The sequence below is a fragment of the Pseudomonas sp. genome (assembly GCF_051660785.1).
GTDB lineage: Bacteria > Pseudomonadota > Gammaproteobacteria > Pseudomonadales > Pseudomonadaceae > Aquipseudomonas.
Map to the genome: position 1 here is coordinate 93,237 of NZ_JBOFQE010000043.1, position 22,503 is coordinate 115,739.

14 protein-coding genes and 2 pseudogenes are annotated in these 22,503 nt (G+C 60.3%); 1 reads left to right on the forward strand and 15 read right to left on the reverse strand.

Annotation, left to right across the window (positions count from 1 at the left end; translation table 11 throughout):
• The 12 genes and pseudogenes from glgX to ACRC4F_RS10260 all read right to left on the reverse strand — a co-directional run.
• The gene (gene glgX / locus ACRC4F_RS10205; protein ID WP_438659200.1) at positions 1 to 2,160 is read right to left on the reverse strand and encodes a glycogen debranching protein GlgX; all 2,160 of its coding nucleotides are present in this window, start codon (positions 2,158 to 2,160) and stop codon (positions 1 to 3) included.
• 279 nt (positions 2,161 to 2,439) lie between these two features.
• Positions 2,440 to 2,760 carry a DUF2934 domain-containing protein gene (locus ACRC4F_RS10210; RefSeq protein ID WP_438659201.1) on the reverse strand — a complete coding sequence of 107 codons (321 nt, stop codon included), beginning with the start codon at positions 2,758 to 2,760 and terminating at the stop codon, positions 2,440 to 2,442.
• A gap of 21 nt (positions 2,761 to 2,781) precedes the next feature.
• The gene (locus tag ACRC4F_RS10215; protein WP_438659202.1) at positions 2,782 to 5,565 is read right to left on the reverse strand and encodes a malto-oligosyltrehalose synthase; all 2,784 of its coding nucleotides are present in this window, start codon (positions 5,563 to 5,565) and stop codon (positions 2,782 to 2,784) included.
• Positions 5,562 to 7,640 (reverse strand): 4-alpha-glucanotransferase, encoded by a 2,079-nt coding sequence (malQ, locus tag ACRC4F_RS10220; protein WP_438659203.1) that lies wholly within the window; start codon positions 7,638 to 7,640, stop codon positions 5,562 to 5,564. Before malQ ends, ACRC4F_RS10215 begins: the two co-directional genes overlap by 4 nt.
• Positions 7,637 to 9,433, reverse strand: a complete 1,797-nt coding sequence (gene treZ / locus ACRC4F_RS10225) for a malto-oligosyltrehalose trehalohydrolase (protein WP_438659204.1) — start codon at positions 9,431 to 9,433, stop codon at positions 7,637 to 7,639. The genes malQ and treZ overlap by 4 nt, the downstream gene beginning before the upstream one ends.
• Before the next feature lie 16 nt (positions 9,434 to 9,449).
• The gene (glgA, locus tag ACRC4F_RS10230) at positions 9,450 to 11,036 is read right to left on the reverse strand and encodes a glycogen synthase GlgA (protein WP_438659205.1); all 1,587 of its coding nucleotides are present in this window, start codon (positions 11,034 to 11,036) and stop codon (positions 9,450 to 9,452) included.
• Between the two features lie 560 nt (positions 11,037 to 11,596).
• Positions 11,597 to 12,550 (reverse strand): D-2-hydroxyacid dehydrogenase family protein, encoded by a 954-nt coding sequence (locus tag ACRC4F_RS10235; protein WP_438659206.1) that lies wholly within the window; start codon positions 12,548 to 12,550, stop codon positions 11,597 to 11,599.
• 13 nt (positions 12,551 to 12,563) lie between these two features.
• Entirely contained in the window at positions 12,564 to 13,589 is a 1,026-nt protein-coding gene (locus ACRC4F_RS10240; RefSeq protein WP_438659207.1) for an alpha/beta fold hydrolase, read from the reverse strand.
• 85 nt (positions 13,590 to 13,674) lie between these two features.
• Positions 13,675 to 14,109, reverse strand: a complete 435-nt coding sequence (locus ACRC4F_RS10245) for a YqaA family protein (RefSeq protein ID WP_438659208.1) — start codon at positions 14,107 to 14,109, stop codon at positions 13,675 to 13,677.
• Complete coding sequence (locus ACRC4F_RS10250; protein ID WP_403097981.1) at positions 14,109 to 14,555, reverse strand: DUF411 domain-containing protein; 447 nt, start codon at positions 14,553 to 14,555, stop codon at positions 14,109 to 14,111. Before ACRC4F_RS10250 ends, ACRC4F_RS10245 begins: the two co-directional genes overlap by 1 nt.
• Before the next feature lie 309 nt (positions 14,556 to 14,864).
• Positions 14,865 to 15,389 (reverse strand): annotated as a pseudogene (locus tag ACRC4F_RS10255) (methyl-accepting chemotaxis protein); the annotation flags it as partial.
• 336 nt (positions 15,390 to 15,725) lie between these two features.
• Positions 15,726 to 16,856, reverse strand: a pseudogene (locus ACRC4F_RS10260) (HAMP domain-containing protein); the annotation flags it as partial.
• A 366-nt stretch (positions 16,857 to 17,222) separates the two neighbouring features.
• Here ACRC4F_RS10260 and ACRC4F_RS10265 point away from each other — a divergent pair.
• Positions 17,223 to 17,756 (forward strand): hypothetical protein, encoded by a 534-nt coding sequence (locus tag ACRC4F_RS10265; RefSeq protein ID WP_438659209.1) that lies wholly within the window; start codon positions 17,223 to 17,225, stop codon positions 17,754 to 17,756.
• Positions 17,757 to 17,822: 66 nt separating this feature from the next.
• Here ACRC4F_RS10265 and ACRC4F_RS10270 read toward each other — a convergent pair whose 3' ends face one another.
• From ACRC4F_RS10270 to ACRC4F_RS10280, 3 genes are read right to left on the reverse strand one after another with little or no spacing between them, the layout of a single operon-like run.
• Positions 17,823 to 18,758: a GNAT family N-acetyltransferase gene (locus ACRC4F_RS10270; protein WP_438659210.1), complete on the reverse strand. Its 936-nt coding sequence runs from the start codon at positions 18,756 to 18,758 to the stop codon at positions 17,823 to 17,825.
• Complete coding sequence (locus ACRC4F_RS10275) at positions 18,758 to 20,047, reverse strand: phenylacetate--CoA ligase family protein (RefSeq protein WP_438659211.1); 1,290 nt, start codon at positions 20,045 to 20,047, stop codon at positions 18,758 to 18,760. The genes ACRC4F_RS10270 and ACRC4F_RS10275 overlap by 1 nt, the downstream gene beginning before the upstream one ends.
• A 52-nt stretch (positions 20,048 to 20,099) precedes the next feature.
• Positions 20,100 to 22,502 carry an acyl-CoA reductase gene (locus ACRC4F_RS10280; RefSeq protein WP_438659212.1) on the reverse strand — a complete coding sequence of 801 codons (2,403 nt, stop codon included), beginning with the start codon at positions 22,500 to 22,502 and terminating at the stop codon, positions 20,100 to 20,102.
• Position 22,503 lies beyond the last annotated feature (1 nt).

The window sequence follows — 22,503 nt, forward strand, 5'->3', positions numbered from 1 at the left end:
TCACTCTTCTTCCTCATGCTGCAATTCGAACAGCAGCAGGGAGCGCCCGGTGACGGAATATTCGTGACCGAACTCGAAAAGCTCCTGCCCGCGAATCTTCGGCTGATTGGTGTCGATCATGCACGTCCAGTGAAAGCCATCAGGCACTTCCGGCAAGGTGAAGTTGACGATGTCATGGTGCGCGTTGACCACCAGCAACAGGGTCGCGTCACCACCCTTGCGGCGGATACCGGTTTCCTGGGCGCGACCATCGAGCAGCATGCCAAGGCAGCGGCCATGGGCCTCTTCCCATTGTTCGGTGGACATTTCGCTGCCGTCCGGGGCGAGCCAGGTCACGTCCTTGACGCCGATGTCTTCGTTGTAATTGCCCACCAGGAAGCGTCCGCGACGCAGGATCGGATAAGCCAGGCGCAACTTGATCAGGCGTTTGACGAACTTGAGCAGCGCCTTGCCGTCTTCGCTCAGGTCCCAGTTGACCCAGCCGATCTCGCTGTCCTGGCAATAGGCGTTGTTATTGCCGTCCTGGGTACGGGCGAACTCGTCGCCGGCCACCAGCATTGGTGTGCCCTGGGACAGCAGGAGCGTGGCGAAGAAGTTGCGCATTTGCCGCTGACGCAGTTCATTGATTTCCGGATCGTCGGTCGGGCCTTCGACGCCGTGGTTCCAGGACAGGTTGTTGTTACTGCCGTCCTGATTGTTCTCGTCGTTGGCTTCGTTGTGCTTGTCGTTGTACGACACCAGGTCATTGAGGGTGAATCCGTCATGCGCCGTGATGAAATTCAACGAGGCATACGGACGTCGGCCGCGCTGATTGAACATCTCGCCGGACGCAGTCATGCGGCTGGCGAAGTCCGCCAGTTGGCCGTCATCGCCTTTCCAGAACGCACGCACGGTGTCGCGGAATTTGTCGTTCCACTCGACCCAGCCCGGCGGGAAACCACCGACCTGATAACCACCAGGGCCGCAATCCCATGGCTCGGCGATCATTTTCACCTGGCGCAGCACAGGGTCCTGACGACAGGCGACGAGGAAGCTGTGACGTTCGTCGAAGCCCTCGTGGTAGCGGCCGAGAATCGTCGCCAGGTCGAAACGGAAACCGTCCACATGCATTTCCGTGGCCCAGTAGCGCAAGGAGTCGGTGACCATTTGCAGCACGCACGGGTGACTCAGGTCGAGGGTGTTGCCGGTGCCGGAATCGTTGATGTAGTAGCGCTTGTCATCGGGCATCAAGCGGTAATACGAGGCGTTGTCGATGCCGCGCATGGACAGGGTCGGGCCTTGCTCGTTGCCCTCGGCGGTGTGGTTGTAGACCACGTCGAGGATCACTTCCAGATTGGCTTCGTGCAGGTGCGCGACCATCTCCTTGAACTCGGCGATCTTGCCGCTGGCCAGGTAGCGCGGGTCCGGGGCGAAGAACGCGATGCTGTTGTAGCCCCAGTAATTGGTCATGCCCTTGTGCAGCAGGTGCTGGTCGTTGACGAAGGCGTGGATCGGCAGCAACTCCACCGACGACACGCCGAGTTTGCGAATGTGTTCCAGCACGTCATCGACCATCAACCCGCCGAAGGTGCCACGCAGATTCTCGGGAACGGAAGGGTGACGCATGCTGATGCCGCGTACATGAGTCTCATAAATGATCGTCTTGTCCCACGGCACGCTGACCCGGTGATCGTGGCCCCAGGTGTGAGCCGGGTCGATGACTTTGCACTTGGGCACGAAAGGCGCGCTGTCGCGTTCATCGAAACTCAGGTCGGCGTCCGGGTGGCCGATGGTGTAGCCGAACAGCGCTTCAGACCATTTCAACTCGCCGACCAATTGCTTGGCATAGGGGTCGATCAGCAGTTTGTTGTGGTTGAAGCGATGGCCGTTGGCCGGGTCGTACGCACCGTAGACACGGTAGCCGTAGATCAGCCCCGGATGGGCGTCGGGCAAGTAGCCGTGGTAGATCTCGTCGGTGTATTCCGGCAGTTCGATCCGCTCGAGTTCAACCTCGCCGGCATCGTCGAAGATGCACAGTTCGACCTTGGTGGCGTTGGCGGAAAACAAGGCAAAGTTGACCCCCAGACCGTCCCATGTCGCGCCCAGCGGGAAGGGCAGGCCTTCACGGATTCGCGACGCCTCGGCGTTAGGTTCTGGCGCGGCTTTCTTTGGACTGGTCATAGATGCTCCTGCAAAAAAGGGGTAACAAATGATGGCAACACCACAAAACCCTGTGGGAGCGACCTGTGGTGAGGGGATTTATCCCCGTTGGGCTGCGAAGCGGCCCCCAGCGTCCGTTCAAACAGCTGAGTTGTACGGATTGGCGACTGCTTCGCAGCCGAACGGGGATAAATCCGCTCGCCACAGTTCGCTCCCACAATGGCTCTTTATTTCGGGCGAACGCACCCACAGTGGCCAGGGGGCTGGCCACGAGGTCAATCAGGAAGCGATAGTGAAGCGTCAGATCGCAGGCGGTTTTCGCGCTGCTTTAGGCTTCTTCTCCGCCGCTTTTTCGCCTGGCGGAATCACCTTGGAAGCCGCAGCAGGCTTGGCCTTGGCTTTTGCCTCCGCAACCTTGCCATTGCCAGCTTTGGCGGCGGGGGATTTGGTGCCCGCCGTTTTGCTGCCAGTGGCCTTTGGCGATTTGCTGGGCGCCAGGGCTTCCGCTTCAGCCAGCTTGCGAGCCATCTCCCAGTGACGCTCTTCCTGGCCTTCGGGCTTCCCTTCCGACTCCCAGATTTGATAGGCAAATTCGCGAACGCGTTTGTCGTCGGTACTCATCGCATTACTCCTGAACTGAACTCAAGCTTGGGTAAACGTTTGAATAAAGAGATTGACCGGGAAATCCCCCAGCGCGGCGCTGATGTTCAGCTCCCTGTGGTGTGTGACTGCGGTGCTTGAAAAAAGTCCCTTCAGATTTTCCTCAGAGGCGGTGAACGGTAATTTGACCCGTGTATCGCCCCACCGCAGCGCGTCAATTCGGGGTTCGGCACTGTTTTCCAGCAGTGGGGCGCAACGTATCGGGACGATCACGATGGCCCGTGTTCCCTCATGTTCGCGAGCAAAGGCCAGCACCCGGTGTGCCTGGCTGCCAACGACTTCGAGGGCTTGATAAGTCCCTTGCCGAAACAGATCCGCATGCTCGGCCCGCAGGTTCAACACCTGCCTGATCAGGGTTTGCTTGATGCGTCCGTCATGCCAGTGGGCCAACAGGTCAGGCAGGTTCAACGACACCTGCATCGCCTGTTGGCGGCTGGCGTAATCCACCGGCCGGCGGTTGTCCGGGTCCACCAGCGAGAAGTCCCAGTACTCGTTGCCCTGGTAGAGGTCCGGGATCCCCGGTACGGTCATGCGCAGCAAGGTTTGCGCCAACCCATTGAGGGCGCCGGGGATGGCAATGGTCTTGGCGGCTTTGCCCAGGGCAGCGCGCAGCAGCTCACCTTCGGGGCTGAGCAGCAGACGTTGGAGGAATTGCTGGACGGCGTGTTCGTAAGCCTCGTTCGGCGCACTCCAGCTGCTCTGCAACTTGGCTTCACGCAAGGCTTTTTGTTGCCATTGCCACATACGTTGAGTGTAGTTCTCCAGCGCCGATTGATCGTTGCTGTCCAGCTCGAGCGGCCAACTGCCGAGCAGCGCCTGATACAGGATCAGCTCATCTCCTGCCGAGGGCATCTGATCGTCGTCTCGCAGGGGCCGGGCGAGAGTTCTCCACAGCGGCACTTGCTCGGCGTACCAGGCACTGCGTTCGCTCAACACCGCCAATCGGGCGCGAGTGTCTTCGCCGCGTTTGTGGTCGTGAGTGGCGGTGGCCAGCAAGTTGTCCGGAAACTGTTCCAGGCGATTGAGACACGCGGCATGGAAGTCTGCCACGGGGGCGCTGAATTGTTCGGTGCTGAACCCCACGTCATTACGCGACAGCAACACGACCGAGCGATAGAACGCGGTGTCTTCCACAGCCTTGGCGGCGGCGGGTGAGGTCAGTTGCTGGAAGCGTACGCAGGCGTGCTTGAGTATCTTGCGCTGGCGACCCACCGGGCGTTTGCGCCACGGTTCACCGCCGAGCCACCCGGCCAGGCAATCGAGCACAGGCCAATCGGCCTCGCCGAGGGTTTGTCGGGCACCGTCCATGGCTTGCTGGAAAAACACATCGTCTTCGGCAGAGCGGCCACGCGGGCTGACGTAGGTGCGGTACACCGGGAAATGCACAATCAGTTCCTGCAAAGCTCGCCGAATTGCACCCAGGGTCAGGTCGCGGGTCATCAAGTCGTCCCGCGCCACCTGCAGCAGCGCTTTGGCGACGCTCTCGAAATCTCCGGCCAATGAGCCGTTGAGAATCTGCTGACGCGCCAGCTGGGCTTCCTGACGGAAGTCGGCGGGCCGCTCGCTGTAGCGATTCCACAACTCACCCAAGGTCTGCGCGCCGTCGGGATCGTGTTGCAGCAACGACAGCTGGTTCATGAATTCGTAACCGGTAGTGCCGTCAACCGACCAGTCGCGGTGCAGGGTTTCGCCTTCGCCGAGGATCTTCTCGACATAAATCGGCAGGTGCCGATCCGGCGACAGCGTGTCGACCCGGCGCCGCAACTTACGGCAGTAACCACGCGGGTCGGCGAGGCCGTCGATGTGGTCGATGCGCAGACCGTCGACCAGGCCTTCAGATACCAGCTCGAAGATCTTCGCATGGGTCGCTTCGAACACGGCCGGGCGTTCGACGCGCAAGCCGCCCAGTTCGTTGATGTCGAAGAACCGCCGCCAATTGATGTCATCCGCCGCCGTGCGCCAACTGGCCAGGCGATAACTCTGGCGCTCAAGCAAGTGGTGCAGGCGTTGGAAACCCTCAGGCGTCAGGGAATCGTAGGCGGTGAGATTCTGCTCGATGCACTTCAGGAGCGCTGGGTCACTGGCCAGTTCACGCAGCTCTGCCTTCAGCGGTTGCGCCAGGCTGTGAGCATCGGTCTGGTAGCTCAAGGCAGTGAAGCGGTCGGCGAGAAACTTCAGCTGTTCGTCGTCGGCTCGCAGCAGTTCGCCGTAGCTCGACGGGCAGATAGGGAAATGATGCTCGTAGTGCTCGACATAAAATGCGCCGCGCTGTGCATCGAAGCGCAAGGGCAGGGTGCCGTCCTGCAACGCGACGCCGTAGTCGCTGCCGAGGAACGGCAACAGCAACTGGCCTTCCATCAGCGGGTCGGGCGAGTGCCATTGAATGTCGAAGAACTCGCCGTAAGGGCTCAGGCGTCCCCATTCCAGCAAGTCCAGCCACCACGGGTTATCACTGCCACCGACGGCCATGTGGTTGGAGACGATGTCGAGGATCAGCCCCATCTTGTGTTCGCGCAAGGCACCGACCAATCGGCGCAAGGCGGTTTCGCCCCCCAGTTCGGGGTTGACCGTGGTCGGGTCCACCACGTCGTAGCCATGCATGGAACCGGCGCGGGCGGCGAGCAGTGGCGAGGCATAGACGTGGCTGATGCCGAGGCTGGCAAAGTACGGCACCAGCGGCACCGCTTGATCCAGGGTGAAGCCTTTATGAAATTGCAGGCGCAGGGTTGCGCGAAGTGGCAGCGGTTGGATTAACGGGAGATTCATTGGTCACGCTCGCCAGCCTGAAGTCGCGCACAGGCGAGCAGTTCCAGACGCCGGGCGGCGTCCGGGTCGTCGAGCAAGGCTTCGCTGACGCCGGGCAGGCGCCGCGACCAGTTCGGGTGCGTGTCGATGGTGCCGGGCAGGTTGGCCTGCTGTTCGATGCCCAGGGCATCCTCCAGCGGCAGCAACACCAGCGGTGCCCGGGTATGACCGAGGAAACGCACCGCCGCGTCCAGCACCTGATCGGTTTCATGGGACTCTTCGCGAAAGTTCTGCGGGTCCTCGGTCAATACACGACGCAGGCCTTCACGCTCGCGTTCCCGGTGGTGGCGCCATTCGATTTCACCCGTGGCGTCAACCAGGCCCAGTCGGGCGTTCCAGTCGATATCGCGGCCATGCCACCAGCCATTGAGCGTCGGCAGGTCATGGGTGCTGGTGGTCGCGAGAGCGTTGTCCGGCCAATCGAGAATCGATTTGAAGTGCGCGTTGTCCTGTTCAAACAGCATCACCCGCATGCCGAGGATCGAACGCGCAATAAGTTTTTCCCGCAGGCCTTCCTCCACCGTCCCGAGGTCTTCGCCAAGGACGATTGCCTGATGGCGATGGGATTCAAGGCTGAGCAAACGCAGCAGGTCATCCACCGGGTAATAGAGGTAGGCGCCATCGGCGGGTGACGAGCCATTGGGAATGACCCATAGCCGTTGCAGGCCCATGACGTGGTCGATGCGCAAGCCGCCGGCGTGGGCAAAATTGGCCCGGAGCATTTCGATGAATGCGCGAAAGCCGTTACGCACCAAACCTTCAGGGGAAAACGCGGAAATGCCCCAGCCTTGGCCGGTGCGGTTAAGAATGTCTGGCGGTGCGCCCACGGTCAGCGAGGCGAGCAACTCGTCCTGGCGACTCCAGGCCTGACTGCCACCGCCGTCAGCACCGACGGCCAGATCAGCGATCAGCCCGATGCTCATCCCTGCGCTGCGAGCCGCAGTTTGCGCGCGTTCCAGGCAGCGAGCGATCAGCCATTGGCAGAAGGCGAAGAAGCCGATGCGGCCGGCGTTTTCTTCGGCGAATTCGGCGAGGGCGGCACTGCGCGGGTCGCGCCATTGCTCCGGCCATTCGCGCCAGTCGAGGGCTTCACCCTTGGCGGCGCGGGCTTCTTGAATGGCTTCGAAACGACAGTGGTTTTCCAGGGCTTCGCCCGCTGCGTGGCGGAAGCTGCTGAAGTCTGCATGCAACGGGTGTTCGCCCTGGACGAAGCCTTCGTACAAGGCTTGCAGCAAGCGATGCTTGGCTTCGGCGGCCACGGGCCAGTTAATCAGTGGCTGCTCTTCCAGCTGTTGCAGTTCGGCGGCCAGGCCGGTGGCGTCTATCGCGGCACGCCACGCGCGCTCGCCGAGAATCGCGCCCGGCGCGGCATAAAGGCTGTTGAGGAACAAACGGCTGGACGGTGAGTACGGGCTGTAGCGCTGTGTATCGCTGCCGAACATCGCATGCAGCGGACTGATCGCCAACGCCTCGGCACCGCGCTCCCCGGCCACGCGGGCGAGGTCTTCCAGCGCCTGTGTATCGCCGAACCCGCCATCGCCGGGACGACGCAGCGAGTACAACTGCACACTGAGGCCCCAGGTACGCGGAATCGGACTGTCGACGGCGTCGCCGACGCTGTAGCAGCGCGTCGGTGCCACGGCCAGGGTAAAGGATTGCCCGTCGATGCTGACGTGCTGATAACCGACCGGAACCAGGCCCGGCAGCATCGCCTCGGCATCGAGTTTCAGGTTGAGCCGTGAGCCATCTTCAAGGTGGATCTCGCACGGCGTTTCCGGCTCGAAGAAATGCGCCAAATCGAGGCTGACGCCGAAATCGGCGGTGATCAGCGGCGGCAGGTGCCGGGTCTGTTGCACCTCCTGCAATTGCAGGAGGCTGGCATCGATTTCCTGTGCGGTGCTGGCCGGGTGGCCGAGTCCGATCAGGACATTGCGCAATACCGAGGGGGCGACTTTCTGCGGGCGGCCGTTGGCGTCGATCCAGTCGACTGCCAAACCGGCACGGCTGGCCAGTATTTCAAGTTGCGCATCACTCATTGGCGCTCTCCATCCGGGGGTAGCAAGGGGGCTGCGGCCGTGAGGCTGACTAGCGCGCAATACGGGGCAAGGGTGCCCTGTTCCAACAGGCCGGCGGACTGAGGTGGCGTTTCGAACAACAACCTGGCGTCGGCCTGTGGGGAGTGGACCACTGGCGTGTCGCTGAGGTTCAGGTCAATACGCAGCTGTCGGCCATTGCCCAGCAGCCAGCGCGCCGTCACAGCACCTTCGGCCAACACATCGGCGCCCAGGGCCTGAGCCCCCGGCAAATGCGGAATGATGTGGTCATGACGAATCCGCAACAGTTGGTGATACAGGCCCTGCATGGCCGATTGCCGGGTGGCGGTCAGTTTCGGCCGCGATGCTTCAAAGGTTTGCTGCGCATTCGGATCGGGGATCTGTTCGCGTTTATGCGGATCAGTAAACGCGCTGAAGGCTGCAAATTCGTTACGTCGTCCTTCGCGCACCAGCTCCGCCAGCTCGCCGTGGTGGCTGGTGAAAAACAGGAACGGTTCCTCGGCCGCAAACTCGTCGCCCATGAACATCAGCGGGATCATCGGTGACAGCAGCAACAGCGCCGTCGCCGCTTTCAGGGCGTCGAGGTGCGCCAGTTGGTGCAGCCGTTCGCCGAAGGCACGGTTGCCAATCTGGTCATGGTTCTGCAGGAACAGCACGAAAGCGCTGGGCGGCAAGTGGCCGCTGGGCTCGCCCCGGGTTGTACCGTGGCGGGTCACATGGCCCTGGAAGACGAAACCCTGGCTCAGGCAGCGCGCCAGTTTTTCCGTGGGCTTGTCGGCGTAGTCGGCGTAATAGGCGTCGGTTTCGCCAGTCAGCAAAACGTGCAAGGCGTTGTGGCCGTCATCGTTCCACTGCGCATCAAAGCCTTCCTCCAGCAGGCTGGCCTGGTTGTGTTCGTTCTCGACCGTCAGCCAGACATGCCGCGCCGGATCGGTCTGTTGCCGAACCCGTTGCGCCAGCTCCTGGAGAAAATCCGGGCTCTCAATGGCGTGCACGGCATCCAGGCGCAGGCCATCGAAGCGGTATTCCAGCAACCACATCAGCGCGTTGTCGATGAAGAAGTCGCGCACCTCGCGCCGGCGGAAGTCGATGGCCGCGCCCCACGGTGTGTGCTTGTCTTCGCGAAAGAAGCCCTTGGCGTAGTGATGCAGGTAATTGCCGTCCGGCCCGAAGTGGTTGTAGACCACGTCGAGAATCACCGCCAGGCCATGGCCGTGGGCCGTGTCGATCAAGTGTTTGAGTTGTTCGGGAGTGCCATAGGAGGCCTGGGGCGCGTAGGGCAGAACCCCGTCATAGCCCCAATTGCGATCACCGGGGAATTGCGCCAGCGGCATCAGTTCGATCGCGGTGATGCCCAGGTCTACGAGGCGCGCCAGGTGCTGTTCGACGTCACTGAAACCGCCGAGCGCACCGACGTGCAATTCGTAGATGACGGCCTCGTTCCAGGGGCGGCCGGTCCAGGTGCTGTTTTGCCATTGATAGGCCAGGGGATCGACGACCACGCTGTGGTCGCCGATATCGCCAGCCTGCGCGCGGGAGGCCGGGTCCGGCACCTCCAGCTCGCCATCAATGTTGTAGCGGTAACGCATACCCGCCGGGCAGCGGGTCTTGATCACGAACCAGCCATCTGCCTGAGGCAGTAGTGGCAAGGATTGTCCATCTTCCAGTTCGACACTGACGTAAAACGCATCTGGCGCCCACAAGGCAAAACGCGTGTGTTCTGCGTCCAGCATAATTGCGCCGTGGGGCCAGGTCTCAAGGGTCCGTAACGGCATCTTTGAAAACCTCTTTTTACTGTTTGCCCGATTTACCCAAGGCTTTGGCGACAAGTTGTTCGTAGAGTTCGGCGTAGGGTTCTACCGCCTTGCACCAGTTGAAAGGCGCGGCCATGGCGCGGCAACGCATGGCGTTGAGCAGGCCGGGGAAGGCAAACACCTTGAACGCACGGCTCAGGGCTTCCTGGTAACTCTCGACCGTGGATTCGTCGAACAGGAAACCGGTCACGCCGTTTTCAATGGTGTCGGCCAGACCGCCGGTATTGCGGGCCACCGGCAACGAACCGAAGCGCTGGGCGTACATCTGGCTCAGGCCGCAAGGCTCGTAGCGGGAAGGCATCAACAGGAAATCACTGCCGGCGAACATGCGACGGGCATCGGTTTCATTGAAGCCGATGCGCACGCCGACCTGACCCGGGAAACGCAGGGCCAGTTCACGCATGGCTTGTTCTTCTTCAGGCTCGCCACGACCGATGATTGCGATCTGGCCACCGTTGTTGACGATGTATTCGGAAACCGCTTCGGTCAGGTCCAGACCTTTCTGATAGACCAGACGCGAGACCACGGCGAAAAGCGGGCCTTCGGAATCTTCCAGGCCGAACAGTTCACGGACATGGGCAGCGTTGACCGCTTTGCCTTCCCAGTCGCCGATGCTGAACGGGCGGAACAGGTGCGTGTCGGTGGCGGCATCCCAGCTTTCATCAATGCCGTTTGGAATCCCGCTGAGCAGACCTTGCTGGGTCTTGGCGGCCAGAAAGCCGTCGAGACCACAGCCGAAGGCCGGCGTGGTGATTTCCTGAGCGTAGGTGGCGCTGACGGTGGTGATGTGACTCGAGTAGGCCATGCCGGCCTTGAGGAACGACATCTTGCCGTAGAACTCCATGCCTTCCTGTTGCAGGGCATGATTGGGAATACCGAGTTCCGGGCACGAGCCAAGGCTGGTGACACCCTGGTAGGCCAGGTTATGAATGGTGAACAGCGTCGGGGTGCGCTGTCCGCGCCAGTGCATGTAGGCAGGTGCCAGACCAGCCGGCCAGTCATGGGCATGCACCAGATCCGGGCACCAGTGAATTTGTGCAAGATTGGCGGCAATGTCGGCGGCGGCAAGGCCCAGTCGGGCGAAGCGGATGTGGTTGTCCGGCCAGTCGCGGCCGTTGTTGGCGCCGTAAGGCGAACCTTCGCGCTCGTAGAGTTCGGGGCAGATCAACACGTAAATGACCAGACCGTCCGGCATGTCCATGCGGCCGATCTTGCAGGGCGGCAGTGCGGCGTGCCCACCCAGTTCACCGATGATGTGAATCGGGTTTTCGCTGTGCAGTACTTGCGGGTAACCGGGGATCAGCACCCGCACATCGTGCAGTTGAGCCATTGCCCGGGGCAGCGCTGCGGACACATCACCCAAGCCGCCAGTCTTGACCAGATCGGCAATCTCAGAGGTGACGAACAACACTTTCTTTCTATTCGGATTCTGACTGGCAGCCGGTGTCAGCGTCTTGGTACCCGGTACGCTGATCGATTGAGCGCTCGGAGCATTCACGGCGCTCGATTCGCCGACCTGCTGATGAGCACGCTCTCCCTGAATATCTAAAGCCGCACTAATCATATGAATCTCCCGTGTTGTTGATCTAATTCCAGGTCCGGCACAAACGGTGTTCGTGGCCAAATCCTGTGGCCGGGCGCAAACGCGCTTCGCATCGGTGAGCAATGCTGCCCCATGCGCTAATGCAGATAAGGGTGGAGGGGCCGTTGCAAGGAATGCACCAGTCGCTGTGGCCCTACCTTTAACCTGACCCCCGGTCAGGACCAAAAGTTTCGAGTTTCTTACCGCCAGATGACTGACCGGTTTTACCTCGCGAAAATGAGTCTAGGCCAGATCCTAGAGCGGGGCAGGTCAAGTGGCGAAATTGTTCGACAATCGGTGGGAAGAGGTTAATGGCACAGCGCTTTGAGGGGGAAACGCACCGACGAAGTGCAGGTTTATTTTTGGGGGTGGGTCAAAACGGGACTGGGCAGTCACGTAAATGGGCGTGGTGAGAAGTGGATTGCACCATTGCAGTGCGAGATGTGTTGGCTTTTAGGGCCTCATCGCGGGCGAGCCCGCTCCCACAGGATCGCGAAAATCCTGTGGGAGCGAGCTTGCCCGCGAAGAACGATGGCGCGGTATCAGGCCAGTATTCGAATCGGCTCAGCCGCCGACCACGCCTGAATATCCTCGATCATCTGCGAAAAGAACATCTGGTAGTTCTGCCGACTGACGTACCCGACATGCGGACTTGCCAGCACATTGTCCAGCGTTCTAAACGGATGATTGACCGGAAGCGGTTCCACCTCGAACACATCCAGCGCCGCGCCCGCCAACCGATTCTTCTGCAACGCCTTGATCAGCGCAGCCTCATCGACAATCGGCCCGCGGGCGGTGTTGACCAGCAGCGCCGAAGGCTTCATCCAGTCCAGCGCCTGGGCGTCGACCAATCCCCGGCTGCGATCACTGAGCACCAGATGGACCGACAGCACGTCGGCCTGCTCGAACAGTTCCTGCTTGCTGACATAGGTCACGCCCACTTCAGCCGCCCGTTCGGCCGTGAGGTTTTCGCTCCATGCGATCACCCGCATCCCGAACACCTGGCCGAACTGGGCGACACGCTGGCCGATACTGCCAAGGCCGAGGATCGCCAGTGTCTTGCCCTGCAGGTCGCCGCCCAGGCCTTGCTGCCATTTGCCGGCGCGCAAGGCATTGGCTTCGCCCACCAGATTGCGGGTAGCGGCCATGATCAGCGCCCAGGTCAGTTCCGGCGCGGCGTGTTTGTAGCTGTCGGTGCCACTGACCTGGATGCCCAGTGCTGCAGCGGCCTTTAGGTCCAGCGCGGCGTTGCGCATACCGCCGGTGACCAGCAGCTTGAGTTTTGGTAACTGGCGCAGCAGGTCTTCATCGAACCGGGTGCGCTCGCGCATCACGCAGATCACTTCGAACGCGCCCAGGCGTTCCGCCAGGGTTGCGTTGTCGGCGGGATAGTCATGGACAAAACTCACTTCACCGATGCTGTCCAGCGCGGACCAGTCGACCACGTCACGGGCCACGTCCTGCCAATCATCGATCACCGCAATCTGCACAGCCATCAGCCTTACCTCATCAACGCACGGGATTGGTTTTGTTCAGCCAGTCGAGCAACGCCTGGTGGAATTTCGCCGGTTCTTCCATCTGCGGCGCATGGCCCATGCCGGGGAATTCGACCAGTGTGGACTGGGGAATCATTTTCGCCACTTGCTTGCCCAGCACATCGTAGTGACCGAGCTTCGCCTTGACCTCAGGGGAGGCGATGTCACTGCCGATGGCCGTGGTGTCAGACGTACCGATCAGCAACAGCGTCGGCATCTTCAGGTCCTTGAATTCGTAGTACACCGGTTGGGTGAAGATCATGTCGTAGATCAGCGCCGAGTTCCACGCCACTTGCGTGTGCCCCGGGCCTTTGTTCAGGCCGGCGAGCATATCGACCCAGCGATCGAATTCAGGCTTCCAGCGACCCCCGTAATAGGTGTTGCGTTCGTAATTGCGGATACCGTCGGCGTTGAGCTTGAGTTCACGTTCATACCATTGATCGACGGTGCGATACGGTACGCCAAGGGCTTTCCAGTCTTCCAGGCCAATGGGATTGACCAGCGCCAGTTGCTCGACCTGATCGGGGTATTGCAGCGCATACCGGGTGGCGAGCATGCCGCCGGTGGAGTGCCCGAGCACGCTGGCCTTCTGGATACCAAGGGCCTTGAGCAGTTGCTGGGTATTGGTCGCCAGTTGCTGGAACGTATATTGATAGTTGTCGGGTTTACTGGAAGTGCAGAAACCGATCTGGTCCGGCGCAATCACCCGGTAACCGGCTTCGCTCAAGGCTTTGATCGAACTGTCCCAGGTGGCGCCGCAGAAGTTTTTGCCGTGCATCAAGACCACGCTGCGGCCGTTGGCCTTGCCGTGGGCGGCGACGTCCATGTAACCCATTTCAAGGGATTTACCCTGAGACTCGAACGCGAAGTGCTTGACCGTATACGGGTACTCGAACCCTTGCAGTTGCGGCCCGTATTCCGGGCCTTCAGCGTGAGCCAGAACAGGCAGTGCCGCCGTCAGGAACAGGCCGGGCAACCAGCGCGAAAGAGCAAGGGACATAGATGGACTCCATTGGAAAACCGCCGATGCTGGATCGGCATGATTAGGGCGACATTAAACACAGGCAATTGCCGCACCTGATCGTTCAACCGACCCAGCCCAGCGTAGCCAGGGCGAGCACGCCATAGCGAGCGCCCTTGGCGAGGGTCACGATCAACAGGAACCGACCCAGCGGCTCGCGCATGACGCCGGCCACCAGCGTCAGCGGATCGCCGATGATCGGCACCCAACTCAGCAGCAACGACCAGTGACCATAGCGTTGATAATGTTTTCGGGCTTGCTCCAGATGACGCGGGCTGACCGGAAACCAGCGCCGGTCGCGAAACCGTTCAATGCGACCGCCGAGCCACCAATTCACCACTGAGCCGAGGACATTACCCAGTGTCGCCACGGCCAGCAGCGACCACAGCCAATATTGCCCGCTGAGCAACAGCCCCACGAGCAGTGCTTCGGACTGCAACGGCAATAAGGTCGCAGCACCGAATGCCGCGAAAAACAGCCCGATGTACGCACCGCCCATCAATGAGCAGGGTAGTCCGCCACCACCACATCAGTGCCGTCTTTTTTCAGGCCGATCACTTGATAGGCATCGCTCATGCCGTCCATTTCCATACCCGGCGACCCCATCGGCATGCCAGGCGCCGCAACACCCAGCAAGTCATCACGTTTGCTCAGGGCCAGGACTTGATCCGCCGGCACATGACCTTCGACGAATTTACCGTTGATGAGACCGGTGTGACACGACGCCAGGCGCGGAGGCACGCCGTGCTGTTGCTTGAATTCGCTCATGTTGGATTCGACGTGGTCTTCAACCTTGAAGCCATTGGCTTCGAGGTGGCTGATCCATTTTTTGCAGCAGCCGCAGTTGGCGTCACGGTGGACTTCGATCGGGATCAGATCGGCGGCCTGGGCCAGGGAGGAGATGAACAGGGCGCTCAGGGCGACCAGACGCAGGTGGGTTCGCATGGGGAATCTCGTCTCAGGGTGGCGGCCAAAAAGATGCATTTTGACCGTTTTAGACCACGTCGAGGCCGGAGATTGTTTCGAAGTAATACAGCAAGCGCTGAACCTTTGTCGTGAGAGGGCTGTTGTGGCGAAGGGCGTTTTTGTGGCGAGGGGATTTATCCCCGTTGGACTGCGAAGCAGTCCCAAAAACTACGACTGCTGCGCAGCCGAACGGGGATAAATCCCCTCGCCACAAAGCCCCCTCACCACAATAGATCCTAGCGAGACCAAGCTCCCTGGCCTCAGGGAGCATGTGTCATCGAGCCGCGGTCAACGAACCTTGAACCGCCCCATGATCGCGCTGACGCGCGCATTGGCTTGCAGCAGCTGCTGGGTATTGAGCTCGCTGGCCTGACCGCTTTTTACCAGTTCATCCACCATGTGGCGGATCTGCACCATGCTGCGGTTGATCTCTTCGGTCACCGCGCTTTGCTGCTCGGCGGCGGTGGCGATCTGGGTACTCAGGCTGTTGATGTGGCTGACCGAACCGGCCATTTCATCCAGGCCAGTATTGACTCGCGCCGTGGCATCGGCGGCAGACTGGCAGCTGGCCTGGGTATTTTCCATGGCGCTGACTGACGAACTCACGCCTTGGGTCAGGCGCTTGAGCATTTCATTGATTTGCGAAGTGCTCGCCTGCGTGCGGGCGGCGAGGGCGCGGACTTCATCGGCGACCACCGCGAAACCGCGACCTTGCTCACCGGCCCGGGCCGCTTCGATCGCGGCGTTGAGTGCCAGCAAGTTGGTCTGGCCGGCAATCGCGCCGATCACCCCGAGAATCTCGGTGATGCGTTGCGCATCCTCCTGCATGCTTTCGACTTTATGAGTGGCGCTCGCCACTTCATCGATCAAGGCGATGACGCTGCTGGACGCTTCGCCGACGACGACGCGTGAACGGTCGGCGTTTTCGTTGGCGCGCTGGGTGAAGGCCGCCGTTTCTGCGGCGTTCTGCGCGACGCTTTCGGCGGTCGAACTCATCTCGGTGATTGCCGTGACCGTCTGATCTGTTTCAGACGCGTGACGTACCAGAATCTGGCTGGTGTGGGCGGAGGTGCGTTGCAGGTTGTCCAGGCTGGATGCCATGGCGCCGGTGGCTTGTGTGACTTCGCCGATCATGTTCTGCAAGTAGACGATGAAGGCGTTGACCGAGTGCCCGATGGCACCCAGTTCGTCTTCGGCGCGGATGGTGATGCGCTTGGTCAGGTCGGCATCGCCAGCGGACAGTGCGTCGATATTGGCCTTGAGGATTTTCATCCGCTGGATCAGTTGGCGAATCGCGTAGATCTGCAACAACACCAACAGGATCACCATCGGGATTTGCAGCAGGCTTAACGTGCTCAGCACATCGTCACGCTGGGCGGTGATCAGCCTGGTCGGCAGGGCAGTGGCGAGGAACCACGGCGTGCCTTCGATCGGGCGCATGAAGAAGGTGCTGGCTTCTCCGTTGTTGTCGAATTCGCCCCGCTGCGACTGATCGCGGTTTTGCAAGCCGGCCTTAACCTGGCTGGCAAAGGGCGAGTTGCCGGCCAGTTCACTGATGTTCTTCAGCACGATCGGCCCGCTGATCCGCGAGCTGTTGCTGATGATCTTGCCGTCAGCCTCGACGATCAGCATTTCTGCGCCGAGGTCTTTTTCCTTGCGTGCAATCAGGTCGTTGAAGAAACCCAGGGTCACGTCGATGGTCGAGACGCCGTACGCCGCGCCATTTTTCTGGATAGCCATCGCGCAGTTGGTCCGCGGCTCGGCGCTGGCGTCATCTTTATAGGCGGCAGCCCAGGCGCATTGGCCGCGCGGGGTTTGCATGCCGCCCTTGTACCAGCTCTGGTCGTAATAGTTGGGGGCGGCGTCACTGTTCCAGAACGTATTGACCGCCAGCTTGCCCGAGGCGTCGCGGTGCCAGAAGGTGCTGAATTTGTTGCGTCCTGCCTCACGCTGGCCGGGCAACGGCCAGATCCCGCCACCGAACACTTTCAATTCACCGTACTGATCGACCAGGCCAGGCAACACCGTGTCGATGGCAGCGCTGTCGAGTAAAGGAATGGTCTGGGTAATGCTGCGCTGTTGCGCCTGAACCTTGTTCAGTTCGCCCTGGATTTGCTCGGCTACTTCGGCGATGCGGTTGAGGGCTACTTGTTCTTCGGTGTGGCGAAGCTTCGGAGCGACCAGTTGGCTGATGCCGACGACTGTAAAGGCGAACAACAACAGGATGAACAGGACCAGAAACAGCGTATAGCGAGTCTGGATGGTACGGAATGCGGGCATGGGACTGGTCCTTGTGCAGCTTTTTTATTGTGGTTTTCGATCAAAAGATCGGCGCTTCGAAGGGCTATCGGCTTGGAGCAGATGAGCTTTAGGTACGAACGTACAAGATTGGGGCGGGGTGACGGACGGTCGGTAATGAAGGTGTCAATGTGGATACAAATGAGGTTGATCAGTGGCATGGCCAATTGTGGAAAGTGGGTGTCGACCAATGAATCAGGGCACTTGGTGCTTTGTATCGTAAATGTAGGGAAATTGTTAAAAACGAGAAAAACTGGTTGGTATGGCTAGTTGCCACGCCGATACTTGCCCGCTCTAAATCGCGGTTATCAAGGAGTTTTTTATGGTCACGCAGTCGGGAGTTCAGTCATGACTATCGGCTATGCCGGGGCTTGGACGTCCAAGGCAGGTTTATTGGTCCAGGATACGGGCGGCGGCAAGCCTATCAAGCAGAGCGCCCGGATCAAGCAGATGTTGTCACTGGTGGGGACCAATCCAAACGCGCTGAGTACGGCGAAAATGGATGCAATGAAAATCCATCGCAACGTCAAAGGTTTCGACCCGGAAAATGTCTCCGCCAAACAATTGGGCAATCTCAGTTCCTTTTTGCGCGGCAATGGACTGATTTCCGACCTGACGTGGGTGACGCTGATGAATGCCGGCGACAAGTTTGACCGGTTCGGCGTGCAGAAAGACCCGGATGCAAAATTCAATGCGCTGGAGTATTTCGCCACGCAACTGGACACCATCCAGAGCAACAGCATCAAGGGCGACAAGTACTCCACTGGTCTGATCCCGGAATACAAGACGGCGATTTACGTACTGCAGAACCTGCACACGTACGGCAAGGGCAACGGTACAACGGTGGCACCTACCGACAATGGCGTCAGCTCCAAGGCTTGACGCGGGTAATGCCGGCCCACTCAGTCTGTCGAGTGGGCCAGGCGTCGACCACTTTCACAGGGAATTTCAAGCGGCTGAGCGAGCGCTGTCCAGTGATTCGGTGTTGCACTGCAAGTCGTCGTGCAACTGTTGCATGTACGGGCACTGCAGGTTGAGGGACCGAGGCTGCGCCCCTCGATGAAACAGCGCTAACCATCCATGACTGCCGGGTGCGGGCATCAACCCGGTGAAGGTAAAGCCAAGAATCGCCATGCTGCGCAGGTCCTCGGCGATGTGCCGCGACAACGCAAGCTGGGCCGAGATCATCCAGTGAACGGGTAACTGGCGGATCTGTTCGAGCAGACGAGTGCTCAAGCGGTGAATGACGATATCGAAGCGGCGATGGTGTTGCCTGATCTGCATGGGCAACGAAGGTCGCGCTGCCGTTTCTGGATGAGTCCCGAAAATCGAACACAGGTGCTGGATGAATCCCCGATAGCGCTCGGGCCAGGGAATGTCGGGGAGTGGACGTGTGTGCCCTTCGACCAGGTAGCATCCGATCACAATAGTTTCCGGATACGGCTCGGCGAAGGGTGAAGGCACGTAGTCGGGAAGCAGCCCGGTGCTGTGGAAGCCAATGCTTGCGGCCATGCGTTGCGTGTAGGGATGGTGGGTCACTTGTTTGATCAAGACGCTTTTGAAGCCCAGCTGCCCGGACTGCAACAGTAACTCCCGGCCCAGACGGGTGGCGATGCTCTGCCCCTGCGCGGCAGGATGCACCACGCTGAGAGCGAGTTCCGGAATGTTCGGGGACGCTTCATGAAACAACGCGGCATGCCCCAGAACCCTTGCGTCGTCCACCGCCAGTATCGATTTCCAGCGACCGTCGGCATTGTGCTGCCTGATCATGTGCGGCAGGTAAACATCCGGCTGAACGTAGTGATCGCCGTAGACCTCGCGAAACAGCTGGCTCACAGCGCGGGCGTCGGAAGGGCGCAAGCGTCGAAAAATCAGATGAGACATCACGCAGTCTCCGGCGATGGCGCGTCGTAGGTGCGCAAGTCCAGAACCCGCATCTGCTTGCCCGAACGAGGGTGAAGCTTCAGTTCGGTGACGGTGCAGGACAGCACGCGCAATTCCAGTTGCCCTTCGCGATTCAGATGCTCGAGCGCGGGGTAGTGAGCGGCAAGCGCTTCATGCAGCGTCTGGCACATCGAAGTAGTGGCCACGGTTTCAGCGTCAGGCACCCATTTCACACTCACGATGTCCTTGTAGCCATCATGTTCGATGCGCAATTGCCACTGGTCTGTATCAGCGACGCACTGGACGATCTCCTGTATTTCGTCGATCAACAAAGACATCGACCCTACCCGAACCCGCTGACTATGAGCGCTGCGTCCCTTGAGGGCGAATTTGCGCCTCGGGGTTGTTTCAGGCTCACGCCAGCAGGCGCGGTCGCCCACCGGATAACGCAGCAGTGGCATGAGCCGGCGTGTCAGGTTGGTCACCACCAGTAATCCGGTGCGGTCGCATTCGTCGATGACTTCACCGGTGAGCTCATCGACGATTTCCAGCAAGGTCTGGGGTTCAAACACCCGATGCTCGCCCAGGGCGCAATCGCGGCTGGTGGCCCCGATCAGGCCCGCATCGACGCTGGCGTAGCCGATGGAGGCGATGCGCACGTTGGGAAAAACCTGGGTGAGGAGTGCCAATTGCGGACCGAACAGACTTTCGCCGCCGTACAGCAACGTTTCAACCCCGCACATCACTCGCCGATGCTGGGTCAGGTACGCCGCAAAACGCAACAACTGCGCCGGTACGCCGACCAGCACGTTGATCCGGTGCTGATCAAGCGCATCGGCCAGGACGTCCATGCTGACTTCGCCGGTAAACGGAAACTCGCAGATTGGACGTTTGACGTGCGCCAGGGAGTCGTGGATGAACACAAAGCTGGCGTAGAGATCGCCGCAAAAGAACAGGTTGGCGATGCGATCTCCGTTTTCCAATTGCGTGGAAATACTCTCCCCGAACGTGCTCACCAGCGTTTGCCATTCATCCGAGGTGTAAACCGACAGTTTGCCGTGGCTGGTTGATCCTCCGGTTTTGAATACCAGTGCATCATTGATCTGCCCCGTCAGCACTGGCCATTTATTCAGATCGTTACTGTCAGCCCAATAGTCGGCCACGTTGGTCAACGGCAAATTTTTCAAAGTTATAGCTGTTGCCGATAAGTGTTGCAGGTGAGTGCGGTAGAAGTTTGAGTGTTGCCGAATGTAAGGCACAAGATGTTCAAGCGAATAAGTTGTGTTCACTGGGTTCTCTTTTTTATCAGGCGTCTTGCGGATTAAAAAACAAGCGATAGGTTTATTGTCTGTTGTCGATAACCAACGGTGTTTTTCCGCTGTGATTGTTTCTTGTGAATCCGGATTCGGCACACTCATGAACCTCCACCGTTATCAGCGCGGCGTTCACGGCATCGGCCAGTGCTTCATGGGTCATTAACTTTTCATAAACCGTCTCGGCCTTCAGGTTCGCTGAAACCTTCAGCCGCTCCCTGCCATCGGGAGCGTGGTCCAGGACCAGTTGAACAGGTAGACCGACGCTGTCCTGCAGCGCCAAAGGGGAAATGAATTCCGTGCCCATCCGTATCAACTTGCCGTGGCGCTGCAACAATTCGAATCGGGGCGTGTCGAGCCCGCAAGGGCAGATTCCCGGAACCCAGCGCCCGGTGTCTCCAACGTCATACCGGCGCACGGTCTGGCCCTGTCGGGCCCTGGAGGTAAACAGCAGCCGGCCTGTTTCATTGGCCTGCACCGGCACGTCGTGATCGATATCCACGATTTCCAGATGCTGGGTTTCGCACATCAAATGAAACACGCCGTTCGCCGTCGCCGCGCAGGCATGTCCCAGCGGGCCGGCGTCGACCGAGCCATACATCGCCGAACGAATCGTCGAGACCCCGCAGCTTTCCATCAGGCGCAGGCTGGCCTGACCGGGATGCTCGCCGCCGAGGAACACTTTGCTGATGCCGGCGTACGCGCGAAGCCGGCTTTGTTCGTTGGAAAACAGGCGATGCAACGTACTCGGCATGCCGATCAGTACGGTGACACGGTGATCCACGATCAGTCGGGCAATTTCGCTGAAGTCATCATGGTGCGGCGCACCCATGGGGAAATGTGTAACGCCCATCTGTTCCAGAACCTTGGTGAAGCTGGAGAAGCCTCCGTACAGGCTGCCGCCGTAAAACAGGTTCATCACCCGGTCTGTTGACGGCTCGAGACCGGCGGCGAACAGGCCGTCAGCTGCAGCGCGCATCTGCCGTTGAAAATCGAGATAGCTGAACCCGGCGAGGGCAGGCGTGCCGCTGCTTCCCCCGGAGCGGAAATACAACTGTGCCGTGGCGTTGATCGGCTGGGTCATGAACGCGTTTTTGTCCATGATCGGGTCATGACGCAGGTCGGGAGCGGGGGGGAGTGCGTCGAGCGTTGCGCGCCCGGGCACGGCCTCAGGCGCCAGACTCACCGAGAGGCGGCGACTGAAGCGTGACAGCGCGTAGACGCCGTCATGGGGTTCCCCGGGGTAGCCGTCATGAATCAGTCCGCACGGAGCGATTCGCGTGACGCCGGCGTTGACCAGCGTGCGCACCAGCCCAGGCGTTTGTTCGGGCGCGCATATCAACGCGCAGCTTTGCAGGACCGTACGCCAGGGCAATAGCGTCTCTGCAATCATGTGTTGTGGCACAGGTTTAAGCAGCAGCGTACGGAACAACGGCGAGGGCGCTAGCGTCTGGTGGTGATCCCAGATGACTCTCCATCCGGGGCCGGCCCAGACCTGGCCGGTCTGCTGCGCAAAGCAATGTTCCAGCCGCGCCATGGCGGTGCGGGTGGTGATCTCCGAGGCCTCCTGGTCTGTCGGGACCAGCGCCGGCCAGTGTGGGGCGCGGCGGGTGAAGGCTTCGGACAGACGTTCGCCCAGGTCCAGCAAAACCGCCGGGTCGTTGCTGTCCACCAGCAGCCATTGCGGACTGGAACAGGCCTGCTGATCGAGGCTGCACACCTCATCCACCAGCGCATCCAGCGTTGATGGACTCGCCGCGTCGGGCGACAGGTAAGCAAAACTGATCCTGTGGCCCCAGTCGATCCAGCGGCACCCGTTCGGAATCTGCTGACGAATTGCCTTGAGTGCCTTTTCACCGCCCCAGGCAGCGACGCCATCGGCATGCGTGCAGAGTTGCGCAATCCGAGAAGTGCTGACCGGCAGCACCGCAATGAAATCAGCCAGCTTGCCGCTGGTGTCGCAGTGCACCAGCGCCGCAAGTAACCGGGCGGTCAAACCATCATCGCTGGAGCTGGGGCGCAGCCAGTTGATGTTGCCGGCCAACAGGCTTTCCAGGACCGCGCAGAACGCCAGCATCGGCGCATTGCCCGGCGTCACGTGCACTACCAGCCCGAGTGGATGCCAGCTTTCAAAACGTGCTTGTCGGTAATCGATACGGCGCAGCGACCGCGGTTGCACACCCAGTTCCCGCTCAAGCTTGGTGGTGAGGTTGCTGCGTTGGCAGAAGTCGACAAGCCCCAGTTGTTGGTCATTGTCGAGGGGGACATCCAGCCTGCCAGCCTGCAATTGCAGGATGAACCGGGCTGCGGCTTCGATCACGGTGTCGCTGTCGATCGGCTCACTCAGCAGCCGTGGAAGTTGTGGGTGCAGCGCTTCGAGTGCTGCATCCAGGGTGATATCGCCACGCAATTCGCCATTGATCAAGTACATG